Consider the following 12549-nt stretch of genomic DNA (forward strand, 5'->3'; position numbering starts at 1 on the left):
CGGGCCAGGGTCGGGGGCGTGGCACAGCTTCCGGACGAAGGGGTTCGCACGATGTGGTTCGAGGAGCACGCGCCCTCGCGGGGGGCGCTGCCCGCGCGCGCCTGGACGCGCAGCGACGCGCCGGCCCTGTCGCTGAACGGCCGCTGGCGCTTCCGCTGCGCCGCGCGCGCCGACACCCCCGCCGACCTCGCCGACCCCACGCTGGACGACGCCGCGTGGGGCTCGATCACCGTGCCGGGGCACTGGCAGCTGCAGGGCCACGGCGCCCCCGCGTACACCAACGTCGTCTACCCCTTCCCCGTCGACCCGCCCCGCGTGCCGCAGGAGAACCCCACCGGCGACCACCGCCGCACCTTCACCCTCCCGGACGGTTTCCCCGGCGCACCCGGCGCGCGCGCCGTGCTGCGCTTCGACGGGGTGGACTCCGCCTTCACCGCCTGGGTGGACGGCGTGGAGGTCGGCCGCTCGGTCGGCAGCCGCCTGGCCGTCGAGTTCGACGTCACCGACGCCCTCGCCGCCGGCGGTGGGGGTGAGCACGTCCTGGCCGTGCGCGTGCACCAGTGGTCCTCGGGCAGCTACCTGGAGGACCAGGACATGTGGTGGCTGTCCGGGATCTTCCGCGACGTCACCCTCCTGGCCCGCCCCGCCGGCGCCGCCGAGGACGTGTTCGTGCACGCCGACTTCGACGCCGCCACCGGCCGCGGGCTGCTGCGCGTGGACGCCACCGGTGCCGACGGCGGCCCCGTGGGCGCGCGCGTGCTGGTGCCGGAGCTGGGGGTGGACGCCGCCTGCGGCGAGGACGTCGAGCTGAGCGCGGTGGAACCCTGGTCGGCGGAGGTGCCGCGCCTGTACGACGCCGAGGTCGTCGCCGCCGGCGAGCGCACCCGCCTGCGCATCGGGTTCCGGCGGGTGGAGATCACCGACGGGGTGTTCACCGTCAACGGCCGCCCGGTGAAGCTGCGCGGCGTCAACCGGCACGAGTTCTCCCCCGACACCGGCCGCACCCTCACCGAGGCGGAGATGCTCGCCGACGTGCTGCTCATGAAGCGGCACAACGTCAACGCCGTCCGCACCAGCCACTACCCGCCGCACCCGCGCTTCCTGGAGCTGTGCGACGAGCACGGCCTGTGGGTCGTGCTGGAGTGCGACCTGGAGACGCACGGGTTCGTGTTCCTGGACTGGCGCGGCAACCCCTCCGACGACCCGGCGTGGGAGCAGGCGTACCTGGACCGGATCCGCCGCACCGTCGAGCGCGACAAGAACCACCCCTCGATCGTGCTGTGGTCGCTGGGCAACGAGTCCGGGACGGGGCGGAACCTGCGGGCGATGTCGGCGTGGCTGAAGGACCGCGACCCCTCCCGCCCGGTGCACTACGAGCACGACTGGGACAGCCCCTACGTCGACGTCTACTCGCGCATGTACGCCTCCCACGAGGAGGTCGCCGCGATCGCCGAGCGGGCCGAGGAGGCGCTGGCCGACGCCGACGCCGACACCCGCCGGCGTGCGATGCCGTTCGTGCAGTGCGAGTACGCGCACGCCATGGGCAACGGCCCCGGCGGCCTGGTGGAGTACCAGGAACTGTTCGAGTCCTCCGACCGGTGCATGGGCGGTTTCGTGTGGGAGTGGATCGACCACGGCCTGCGCCAGCGCGACGCCGCCGGGCGCGAGCGGTTCGCCTACGGCGGCGACTTCGGCGAGGACCTGCACGACGGCAACTTCGTCGCCGACGGCCTGGTGCTTCCCGACCGCACGCCCTCGCCGGGCCTGCTGGACTACGCCGCGGTCGTCTCCCAGGTCCGGTTCACCGTCGAGGAGACCCCCGGCGGGGACCTGCTGCGGCTGACGAACCGCTACGACGTCGTGGACCTCTCCCACGTCGTCCTGACGTGGACCGTGCAGGACGAGGGGGTGCAGGTCGCCCGCGGCGTGCTGCCCACCCCGGGACTGGCCCCGCGCGCCTCCGCCCTGCTGGAACTTCCGGAGGAGGTCCTGGCCCTGGCCCCGGCTGCGGGGGAGCGGTGGTTCACCGTGACCGCGGCGCTGGCCGCGCCGGCGTCGTGGGCACCGGCCGGGCACGTGCTGTCCACCGGGCAGGTGCAGCTGTCCCCGGCCGCACCGGCTCCGCGCGGCGACGCGCTCGCCCCGGTGCGCCGGGGCGCGGACGTGCTGGTGGGCCCGGCGGTCCTGGACGCCCGCACGGGCGCGCTGCGCTCCCTGGGGGGCCTGGCGGTGCAGGAGGGTCCGGTGCTGGACCTGTTCCGCGCCCCCACCGACAACGACGCCGGCCGGCACGGCGAGGCGCTGGAGGCCACGTGGCGCGAGCTGGGCCTGGACCGGCTGCGCACCCGCACCGCCTCGGCCGCGGTGGAGGGCGAGGAGTTCGTCGTGGCCACCCGCACCGCCGCCGCGGGCACCGACACCGGTTTCGTCGCGGTGTTCCGCTGGTCGGCGGACGCCACCGGCGCGGTGCGCCTGGCGGTGGAGTTCACCCCTGAACTGCCCACCGGTTCCCTCGGTGCCCCGCTGCCGCGCCTGGGGGTCCGGCTGCGCCTGCCGAGGGGGCTGACCGGGGTGACGTGGTTCGGGCGCGGGCCGGGGGAGGCGTACTCCGACACCGGTGTCGCCACCCGCGTCGGCCGGTTCGACGCCACCGTGGAGGAGCTGCAGACGCCGTACGTGCGCCCGCAGGAGAACGGCCGGCGCGCCGACGCGCGGTGGGTGGAACTGCGCGGCCCCGCCGGGGGCCTGCGGGTCGAGGGCGAGCCGGTCCTCGGCTTCGCCGCGCGCCGGTGGAGCACCGCCGAGCTGGACGCCGCGACGCACACCCCGGAACTGGCCGACTCCGGATCGGTGCACCTGCACCTGGACGTCGCCCAGCACGGCATCGGCACCGGGTCCTGCGGGCCCGGCGCCCTGCCGCAGCACCGCCTGGAGGCGCAGCCGCGCACGTTCTCGCTGGTGCTGCGCCCGCTGGGCTGAGCGTGCCGGCGGGGTGCGTCACGCCCGGGGCGAGCACCCGGTCGTGACGCTCCCGGGGCTCCCCGGCACCGGTTCCAGGAGCAGCAGGTCGCCGGTCCAGCCCGCCCGGAAGCGCCGGTCGTGGCTGACGACGACGACCGCGCCGTCGAAGGCGGCGATCGCCTGCTCGAGCTCCTCGACGAGCTGCGGGGCGAGGTGGTTGGTGGGCTCGTCCAGCAGCAGCACGTCGTGCGGGTCGGCGAGCAGCCGCGCCAGGTCCAGGCGCCGGCGGCCGCCGGTGGACAGGCGGGCCACCTGCACGCCGAGCTGCTCGCGCTCGAACAGCCCCAGCGACAGCAGCCGGTGCACGTGCTCGTCCGCGCCGCCGCGCCGGCCGGCGGCGAAGGCGCGCAGCACGTCCTGACCGGGCACGGGTGCGGGAGGGTCCTGCCGCAGCAGGCCGGCACGGGCGTGGCGCCGCACGCTGCCGGTGTCCGGGCGCAGGGTCCCGGCGAGCACGTCCAGCAGCGTCGACTTGCCGCTGCCGTTGACCCCGGAGACGAGCAGCCGGGTGCTCCGCTCCACGCGGACGTCGGTGCGCGCCAGCCGGCCGGTGACCGAGACGCCCTCGGCCACCAGGTGCGCGCCGGCCCGCACGTGCAGGCCGGCGGGCGGGGTGAACCGCAGCGGCCGCGGCGGCAGCGGGACCTCTGCGGCCTCCAGGCGGCGCAGCCGCTCGGCGTTGGCCCGCACCCGGGACGCGAGCGAGTCCTGCACCCGCCCGCCCCTGTAGTCGTAGAGCATCTTGGCGCCGTCGCGCGGCGGGCGGTCGTGAGCCACCTGCCGCGCGACGGCGTCCCCGGTGGTGCGCAGCCGCCGGACCTCCTCCTCCCACGCGGCGCACTCCTGCTCGGCGCGGGCGCGCTCGGCGGTCTTCGCGGCGCGGTAGGCGTCGTACCCGCCGGGGTACCGGGTGGCGCGGCCGGCGCCGACCTCGAGCAGGTCGGCGGCCGTGCGGTCGAGGAACTCCCGGTCGTGGGAGACGACCACGGTGGTTCCCCGGCGCGAGCGCAGGTGCTGCTCCAGCCAGCCGGCGGCGGTGTCGTCGAGGTGGTTGGTGGGTTCGTCCAGCAGCAGGACCTCCGCGTCGGCCGCCAGCAGCGCCGCCAGGTGCAGGCGTGAGCGCTGCCCGCCGGACAGCCGCCCCAGGGGGCGCGACCGGTCCAGACCGGCCAGGCCGAGGCCGGCGAGGGCGCGTTCGACGCGGGCGTCGGCGGACCACCCGTCGCGCAGCTCGAACGCGGTGCTCGCCTCGCCGTGCTCGGCGAGCAGCGCCTCGAGGTCCGCCTCCGCGGCGTCCGTCATCGACCTCTCCAGTTCCCGCAGCCGGTGCGCGAGCCGGCGCACCTCGGCCAGGGCCTCGTCGACCACGCGCTGCACCGTCCACGACGGTGGGGCGGTGGACTCCTGCGGCAGGTGCGCCAGGCCCGCGGTGGCGACGGCGACGACGTGCCCGGAGTCGGGTTCCTCGGTGCCCGCGAGCAGCCGCAGCAGGGTCGACTTGCCGCAGCCGTTCTCCCCGACGACCCCGGTGACCACCCCGGGGGTGATCGAGGCCGTCAGGCCGTCGAGGACGACGCGGTGGTCGTAGGACTTCGTCACCGCGCGCAGCGCGAGGGAGGTCGTGGCGCCCGTCGTCGTGCGCGCGGACGGTCCGGTGCGCGGGGACGGTCCGGTCGCAGCGGGGGCAGGGGGGTGGGCGGGCACGGGTCCTCCTCGTGACGTGCGTTCGCTGGACCGCGCGCACGTGCGCGGATCCCTCGGTGCGGAGCACGTCAGACGAGCACCCGGGGCCTCCTCGGCTCGACGGCAGGACACCACGACGGTGCACCCGCCCGGCGGCGGGCCGCAAGGAGTTTTCCGCCCTCCCGGATCAGGCGCGGGCGCGGTTCCCCAGGAACTCCGCGATGCGTCCCACCGCCATCTCCAGGTCCTCCACCCGCGGCAGCGTGACGATCCGGAAGTGGTCGGGCTTGGGCCAGTTGAACCCGGTGCCCTGCACCACCAGGACGTGCTGCTGCTCCAGCAGGTCGCAGATCAGCTGGTAGTCGTCCTCGACGCGGTGGACCTCCGGGTCCAGGCGCGGGAAGCAGTACAGCGCACCGCGCGGACGCACGCAGCTGACGCCGGGGATCTCGTTGAGCAGTTCCCAGGTGCGCCGCGCCTGCTCGGCCAGCCGTCCGCCGGGCAGCACGAGGTCGTTGATCGACTGGTGCCCGCCCAGCGCGGCCTGCACCGCGTGCTGCGCGGGCACGTTCGCGCACAGGCGCATGTTCGCCAGCAGGTCCAGGCCCTCGACGTACCCGCGGGCGTGGCCGGTGGGGCCGGAGACGACCATCCAGCCGGAGCGGAAACCCGCCACCCGGTACGCCTTGGACAGCCCGTTGAACGTCAGGCACATCAGGTCCGGGGCGAGCGCCGCCGTCGAGACGTGGGTGGCGCCGTCGTAGAGGACCTTCTCGTAGATCTCGTCGGACAGGACGAGCAGGCCGTGCTCGCGCGCGACGGCGAGCACCTCGCGCAGCACCTCCGGGCCGTACACCGCACCGGTGGGGTTGTTCGGGTTGATGAGCACCAGCGCCTTGGTGCGCGGGGTCACCCTCGAGCGCAGGTGCTCCACGTCCGGGGACCAGTCGGCGGACTCGTCGCACAGGTAGTGCACCGGCCGGCCGCCCGCCAGGCTGACCGCCGCCGTCCACAGCGGGTAGTCCGGGGCGGGCACGAGGACCTCGTCGCCCTCGTCCAGCAGCGCCTGCATCGCCATGACGATGAGCTCGCTGACGCCGTTGCCCATGTAGACGCCGTCGACGTCCACGCCGGTGATGCCCTTGGACTCGGCGTGCTGCACCACCGCCCGGCGCGCCGACAGCAGCCCCTTGCTGTCGCTGTAGCCCTGCGCCACCGGGAGGTTCGCGATGATGTCCTCCAGCAGCTCCGGCGGGGCCTCGAAACCGAACGGGGCGGGGTTGCCGATGTTGAGCTTCAGGACGCGGTGCCCGGCCTGCTCCAGCTCGTGGGCCCGCGTCAGGGCGGGACCGCGCACGTCGTAGAGGACGTCGGCGAGCTTTCGTGACTGACCCAGGTTCACCACGCGGCCATCCTGCCACCGCGCCGCGCGGCTCCCCCAGCGCATCGCCGTGGGGGCCGCGCGGGGGAGGCGTGCCGGTCCGGTGGGGGCCCGGTGGTCTCAGCGCTCGCGCACGACGGCGCTCTGGCCCGGGTCCAGGTCGAGCACGCCGTCCACCTCCTCGCCGGAGACCTCGTCGAGGCCGCTGGCGCGCACGGTGCCGGGTTCGTCGCCGTGGTTCAGCGCGAACAGGAAGGAGGTGCCGTCGGCCCGGCGGCGGCGCTGCACGTCCACCGGCCCGGAGGCCTGCGCCACCGGCTGCACGCCGCCCGCCTCGCACACCTGCCGCAGCAGCCCGGCGAACGCCTCGTCGTCGGGCAGCGTGCCCAGGTACCAGGCCGCGCCACCGCCCGGCAGTTCGCGCCGGGTGAGCGCGGCGCACCCGGCGACCGCGCCGTCGGCGTAGCGGGCCAGCACCTCCACGTCCTCGGCGACGGTGGTCAGCTCCGACCACACGTCGCCCAGCGAGCCGTCGTCCAGTTCCGTGGCCACGCCCTCCAGCAGCGGGTGGAACTCCTCCACGCGCACGCCCAGCAGGTCGCGGAACGCCCCCGGGTACCCGCCCAGGCGCACCCGCACGTGCTCGTCGACGACCCCGGAGAAGTACGTCACCAGCACCTGCGCGCCGCCCTCGGCGGCGGCCCGCACCGCCGCGGCCGTGGCGTCGTCGCACAGGTACAGGGTCGGCACCACGACGACCCGGTAGCGCCCCAGCGCCTGCGCGAGGTCGTCCGGGTGCGCGCCCACCGGCACCACGTCCACCCCGACCTGCGCGGCGCGCAGCAGCCGGTGCGCGGTGCGGGCCACGTCCACCGGGCCCACCCGCTCCGACGGCAGGGTCGGCGCCTCCATCGCCCAGGCGCTGACCCAGTCCACCAGCACCGCCACGTCGGCCTCCACGGCCGCGCCGCGCACGTCGCCGAGGCGGCCCAGCAGCGCGCCCAGCTCGACGACCTCGCGGAAGCGCTCGGAGTCCTCCCCGGCGTGCGGCACCATCGCCGAGTGCCACTGCTCAGCGCCGCCCGCGGAGGCGCGCCACTGGAAGAAGCACACCCCGTCCGCGCCGCGCGCCACGTGCGCCAGCGAGTCCAGCACCGTCTCCCCGGGCGCCTTGGCCGGGTTGACCGGCTGCCAGTTCACCGCGCTCGTGGAGTGCTCCATCAGCAGCCACGGCCCGCGCGCCGCCCCGCGGGTCAGGTCCGCGGAGAACGCCAGCTCCGCGCGCGGGTCGGCCACCGCGGTGGGCCCGGTGTGCAGCAGGTAGTGGTCGTTGGAGACGACGTCCTGCTCCAGCGCCCAGCGGCCGTAGTCCATGCCGCCCAGCCCGGCCGAGACCATGAAGTTCGTCGTCACCGGCACGTCCGGGGTCAGCCGGCGCAGCACCTCCTTCTCCGCCAGGTGCTGGCCCAGCAGCTCCTCGGAGCTGAAGCGGGCGAAGTCCAGCGCCTGCGCGGGGTTGGGGAAGGAGCTGGACAGGGCCGGCACCTGCACCTGCTCGAAGGAGGTGTAGTGCTGGCTCCAGAACGCCGTCGCCCACGCCTCGTTCAGCGCCGCCGCGTCGCCGTACCGCCCGGTCAGCCAGCGGCGGAAGGCCGTGGCGCTGACGTCGCAGTAGCAGCGGGCGTTGTGGCAGCCCAGCTCGTTGCTCACGTGCCACATCCGCAGCGCCGGGTGGCCGCCGAAGCGCGTGGCCAGCTCCTCCACCAGCCGCAGGGAGCGCTCGCGGTAGACGGGGGAGGAGGGGCACCAGCTCTGCCGGGAGCCGAAGACCACCCGCCGGCCCTCGCGGTCCACCGGCAGCACCTCGGGGTGGCGCTGCGAGAGCCACGCCGGCGGCGAGGCCGTCGCCGTGGCCAGGTCCACGCCCACCCCGCCGGCGTGCAGGTCGTCCAGGACGCGCTCCAGCCAGCCCGTCTCGAAGCGGTCCGGCTCGGGCTCCAGCAGGCCCCAGGCGAAGATGCCGACCGAGACCAGCGTCACGCCGGCCTCGCGCATCAGGCGCACGTCCTCGGCGCGCACCGCCTCCGGCCACTGCTCGGGGTTGTAGTCGGCTCCGAAGGCCAGTCCCGGCCCGGTGATCCAGTCGCGCACGCCCGCAGCCTGGCCCTCGCCCCACGGCGGGTCAACCGCTGCGCGGCTGGCAGGATGGAGGCATGGAGCAGTCACCAGCGCAGGGGACGGGGGCGCGCCCGCGCCTGCTGTCGGGGATGCAGCCGACCTCCGGCTCGCTGCACCTGGGCAACTACCTCGGCGCGCTCAAGCAGTGGGTGGCCCTGCAGGAGACCCACGAGGCGCTCTACTGCGTCGTCGACCTGCACGCCCTGACCGTCGGCCCGGACCCCGCGGCCCTGCGCGAGCGCACTCGCATCACCGCCGCGCAGTACGTCGCCGCGGGCGTGGACCCCGAGCGCTCGGCGCTGTTCGTGCAGAGCCACGTGCCCGCCCACGCCGAGCTGGCGTGGGTGCTCAGCTGCCTCACCGGCTTCGGCGAGGCCGGCCGCATGACCCAGTTCAAGGACAAGTCCGCCAAGCAGGGCGCCGAGGGCACCACAGTGGGGCTCTTCACCTACCCGGTGCTCATGGCCGCCGACATCCTGCTCTACCAGGCCGCCGAGGTCCCCGTCGGCGAGGACCAGCGCCAGCACCTGGAGCTGACGCGAGACCTCGCCCAGCGCTTCAACAGCCGCTACGGCGCCACCTTCACCGTGCCCGAGCCGTACATCCTCAAGGAGACGGCCAAGATCTACGACCTGCAGGAACCGGGGTCGAAGATGAGCAAGTCCTCGTCCTCGCCGAACGGCATCGTGGACGTCATGGACGAGGCCGCGGTCACGGCCAAGAAGATCCGCTCGGCCGTCACCGACACCGGCCGCGAGGTGCGCTACGACCCCGCCGAGAAGGCCGGGGTGTCCAACCTGCTGTCCATCCACTCGGCGCTGTCCGGGCGCAGCATCGCCCAGCTGGAGGCCGACTTCGCCGGCCGCGGCTACGGCGACCTGAAGAAGGAGCTCGCCGAGGTCGTCACCGACGCCCTGACCCCCGTGCGCGAGCGCGCGCGGCAGCTCGCGGCGGACCCCGGCGCGCTGGACGAGGTCCTCGCCCGCGGCGCCGAGCGGGCGAACGCGATCGCCGAGGAGACCCTGGCCCGCGTCTACGACCGGGTGGGGCTCGTGGGCCGCCGGCGGTGAGCGTCCCGGGAGGCGGGGCCCGGGCGGCGCTCGGCCGCCCCGGGACCGCCGGGCGCACCGGCACGCGCACCATCGGCGTGTCCATCCCCGTCCCGGACCCCTACGCCGAGCAGCTGACGGCGTGGCGCGCCGACTTCGGCGACCCCCTCGCCCACGCCGTGCCGCCGCACATCACCCTGCTGCCGCCCAGCGAGCTGCGGGCCGACGCCCTGGACGCGGTGCGCCGGCACCTGGGGCGCACCGCGGCGCTGCACGCCCCCTTCGAGGTGCACCTGCGCGGCACCGCGACGTTCCGGCCCGTCTCGCCCGTGGTGTTCGTGCAGGTCACCCGGGGCATCTCCGAGTGCGAGCTGCTGCAGGGCCAGGTGCGGCGCGGGCCGCTGAGCCGGGAGCTGTCCTTCCCGTACCACCCGCACGTCACCGTCGCCCACGACGTGCCCGAACGGTCCCTGGACCGCGCCGAGCTCGTGTTGCGGGACTGGGAGGCCACCTTCACCGTGAAGGGGTTCAGCCTCTACGAGCACGGCGCCGACGGCGTCTGGCGGCCACGGGAGGACTTCGGCTTCACCGCACCGTAGAGGAGTCCCAGCACCGGTGGGCGTCGTTCAGCGGGTCCAGGGCCTCCTCGCCCGTTTCAAGGCCACCCACCCGGGGCGCGCCTACCAGCGCTACAGCGACGCCCGCGGCAACGTGCTGGCCGGCGGCATCGCCTACTTCGCGTTCTTCTCCGTCTTCCCCGCGCTCGCGGTGGCGCTGACGCTGCTGGGCTTCACCATGCAGGGGTTCCCCGAGGTGCGCGACTACGTCGTGCGCAACCTCGTCGAGGGCGTGGACGACTACCTGCCCGGCCTGGTGCACGCCGGCTCGACGCCGGCGGGCGGTGAGGCCACCGGCGGCATCTACATCGACGACTACCTCGACGACACCACCCTCACCATCGGCCTGCTCGCCTCCCTGGGCACGCTGCTGTTCACCGGCCTGGGCTGGATCGACGGCATGCGCCAGGGGATCCGCGCCGCCTTCGGGGAGGACGCGCGCGCCGGCAACCCCGTCCTGCTGAAGCTGCGCGACCTCGTCGTGCTCGTCGTCATCGGGCTGGGCGTGGCGCTGAGCGTGACGTCGGTGGTCCTGACCCGCGGGGCGGGGGAGTGGCTGCTGGGGCTGTTCGACGTGCAGAGCACCGCGGCCGGTGAGGGGCTGCTCACCGCGGCAGGCTTCCTCGTCGCCTTCTGCATCGACACCTGCACCTTCCTCGCGGTCTTCCGGGTGCTGCCCGGCGCCGACGTGCCGCTGCGCCACCTGCTCTCCGGCGCCGTCCTCGGCGGGATCGGCATCGGGCTGCTCAAGCAGTTCGGCACCGGCATCGCCAGCAGGAGCGCGCAGGACAACGCCTTCCTCGGCGCCGCTGCCAGCATCGTCGTGCTGCTGGTGCTCATGAACCTCATCGGCCGGCTCATCCTGCTGGCCGCGGCGTGGGCCGCCACCGTGGCCGAGGACGCCGGCACGCTGCTGGAGCGCGTCGTCGCCGAGTACAAGGTGCCGCTGGGGCCGCTGCCGGCCGACCACCCCGCCGAGGAGGACCGCACCGGGCGCGGGCGCGAGCAGGTGGCCTCCGCGCTCGCCGTCGGGACCCTGGGCGCCGGGGCCCTGGTGGCGGCGCGCCGGGCGCTGCGGGGGCTGCGCCACCGCTGAACCGCCGCGGGCGGGGACCGGCCACGGGTGATCCGGTCCGCGCACGGGCTCTGCGAGGATGGGGCCGTGGTCCTCTCGGCGCGCACCAGCTGGTTCCTCGTCGCGTTCGGGGTGTGGAGCTGGTTCATCTGGCCCAACTTCCTGCGCAACATCTGGAACGACCCCCGCTCGTTCGAGGACGGCCCGCAGCCCTTCTTCCTGGTGCACCTGGTGCTCGTCGTCGTCAGCCTCGCGCTGGGCACGGCCATCGCGGCCATCGGGGTCCGCGGGCTGCGCGGGGCGCGCCGCCACCCCCGCACCTGACCCGACCCGACGGCCCGCCGGGGCCCCGAGAGCTGGAGGAGCCGTGCCGAGCGCGAGCGCACCGACCCTGGAGTCCGTCGCCGCCCTCGCCGGCGTCTCCCGCGCCACCGCCGGGCGGGTGCTGTCGGGTTCGGAACGGGTCAGCCCCGCGGCCCGCGAGGCCGTGCTGCGCGCCGCCTCCGAGCTGTCGTACGTGCCCAACCAGGCGGCCCGCTCGCTCGTGACCCGTCGCAGCGGGTCGGTGGCCCTCGTGGTCGTGGAGCCGGTGGAGCGCTTCTTCAACGACTCGTACTTCCCGCTGGTGCTCACCGGCGCGCAGGCGCAGCTGGCGGAGCGGGAGGTGCAGCTGGTGCTGGTGGTGCTCTCCACGGCGCGCGAGCGGGAGCGCTTCGAGCGCTACGCCCGCGGCGGTCACGTGGACGGGGCGATCCTCGTCTCGGTGCACGGGCGCGACCCGCTGCCGCAGCACCTGGCCGACGCCGGGATCCCCGTGGTGATGTCCGGTCAGCCGCTGGACCCGGCTTCCACGGTGCCGTACGTGTCCGCCGACAACGTCGGCGGTGCCCGCACCGCCACCCGGCACCTGATCGAGCGCGGTTGCCGCCGCGTCGTCACCGTCACCGGCCCGATGGACATGCGGGTGGGGCACGACCGCCTGGCGGGCTTCCGCGAGGAGCTGGAGGCCCGGCGGCACCGCTTCAGCGCGCAGCTGGCCGAGAGCGGCGACTTCACGGTCGCCGGCGGGCGTGCGGCCACCGAGGCGCTGCTCGCCCGGGTCCCGGACCTGGACGGGGTGTTCGCCGCGAACGACCTCATGGCCGCCGGCGTCCTGCAGGCGCTGGCCGCCGCGGGGATGGCGGTGCCGGGGCGGGTGCGCGTCGTCGGGTTCGACGACGCCCCGCTGGCCTCCGCCGCCACCCCGCCGCTGACGACCGTGCGCCAGCCGGTCGTGGAGATGGGCCGGGAGCTGGCCCGCATGCTGCTGTCGGTGATCGACGGTGCGGGGGTCCCCACCCCCGTCGTGGTCCCCACCGCCCTGGTGCAGCGCGCCACCTCCTGACCCACCGAGCTCCACCCCTCCTCTCGCCCCCCTCGCCCCCTCGCCACCCCACCCCAGCCCCATCCCCGGGGGGGGGGGGGGGGGGGGGGGGGGGGGGGGGGGGGGGGGGGGGGGGGGGGGGGGGGGGGGGGGGGGGGGGGGGGGGGGGGGGGGGGGGGGGG

Annotated in this window: 9 protein-coding genes; 6 read left to right on the forward strand and 3 right to left on the reverse strand. The window is 75.4% G+C overall.

Annotated elements, in window-relative coordinates; translation table 11 throughout:
- Nucleotides 1-51 precede the first annotated feature (51 nt).
- Entirely contained in the window at nt 52-2979 is a 2928-nt protein-coding gene (locus ACRYR9_RS08890; protein WP_432495946.1) for a glycoside hydrolase family 2 TIM barrel-domain containing protein, read from the forward strand.
- Nucleotides 2980-2997: 18 nt separating this feature from the next.
- On the opposite strand, the gene ACRYR9_RS08895 is transcribed toward ACRYR9_RS08890, so the two are convergent.
- From ACRYR9_RS08895 to ACRYR9_RS08905, 3 genes are all read right to left on the reverse strand, one after another.
- Entirely contained in the window at nt 2998-4620 is a 1623-nt protein-coding gene (locus ACRYR9_RS08895) for an ABC-F family ATP-binding cassette domain-containing protein (RefSeq protein WP_432495948.1), read from the reverse strand.
- 271 nt (nt 4621-4891) lie between these two features.
- Entirely contained in the window at nt 4892-6106 is a 1215-nt protein-coding gene (locus ACRYR9_RS08900; protein WP_432495951.1) for a pyridoxal phosphate-dependent aminotransferase, read from the reverse strand.
- A 99-nt stretch (nt 6107-6205) separates the two neighbouring features.
- On the reverse strand, nt 6206-8236 hold the full coding sequence (locus ACRYR9_RS08905) for a beta-galactosidase (protein WP_432495929.1): 2031 nt from the start codon (nt 8234-8236) through the stop codon (nt 6206-6208).
- A 62-nt stretch (nt 8237-8298) separates the two neighbouring features.
- On the opposite strand from ACRYR9_RS08905, the gene trpS reads away from it, so the two are divergent.
- The 5 genes from trpS to ACRYR9_RS08930 all read left to right on the forward strand — a co-directional run bounded on the left by trpS (nt 8299) and on the right by ACRYR9_RS08930 (nt 12388).
- The gene (trpS, locus tag ACRYR9_RS08910; RefSeq protein ID WP_432495932.1) at nt 8299-9333 is read left to right on the forward strand and encodes a tryptophan--tRNA ligase; all 1035 of its coding nucleotides are present in this window, start codon (nt 8299-8301) and stop codon (nt 9331-9333) included.
- Nucleotides 9334-9404: 71 nt separating this feature from the next.
- Nucleotides 9405-9911 (forward strand): 2'-5' RNA ligase family protein, encoded by a 507-nt coding sequence (locus tag ACRYR9_RS08915; protein ID WP_432495954.1) that lies wholly within the window; start codon nt 9405-9407, stop codon nt 9909-9911.
- A gap of 16 nt (nt 9912-9927) precedes the next feature.
- Nucleotides 9928-11025, forward strand: coding sequence for a YihY/virulence factor BrkB family protein (locus ACRYR9_RS08920; RefSeq protein WP_432495935.1), 1098 nt, complete (start codon nt 9928-9930; stop codon nt 11023-11025).
- A gap of 66 nt (nt 11026-11091) precedes the next feature.
- Nucleotides 11092-11328 carry an SCO4848 family membrane protein gene (locus ACRYR9_RS08925; protein WP_432495937.1) on the forward strand — a complete coding sequence of 79 codons (237 nt, stop codon included), beginning with the start codon at nt 11092-11094 and terminating at the stop codon, nt 11326-11328.
- A 43-nt stretch (nt 11329-11371) separates the two neighbouring features.
- On the forward strand, nt 11372-12388 hold the full coding sequence (locus ACRYR9_RS08930; RefSeq protein ID WP_432495940.1) for a LacI family DNA-binding transcriptional regulator: 1017 nt from the start codon (nt 11372-11374) through the stop codon (nt 12386-12388).
- The last annotated feature ends 161 nt before the right edge of the window (nt 12389-12549 follow it).

It is taken from the genome of Kineococcus auxinigenes, assembly GCF_050871525.1.
In the GTDB taxonomy this organism is placed as follows: domain Bacteria; phylum Actinomycetota; class Actinomycetes; order Actinomycetales; family Kineococcaceae; genus Kineococcus.

Coding starts and splice junctions, on each gene's coding strand:
- ACRYR9_RS08890 (WP_432495946.1), top strand. CDS start 52: ATGTGGTTCGAGGAGCACGCGCCCTCGCGGGGGGCGCTGCCCGCGCGC.
- trpS (WP_432495932.1), top strand. CDS start 8,299: ATGGAGCAGTCACCAGCGCAGGGGACGGGGGCGCGCCCGCGCCTGCTG.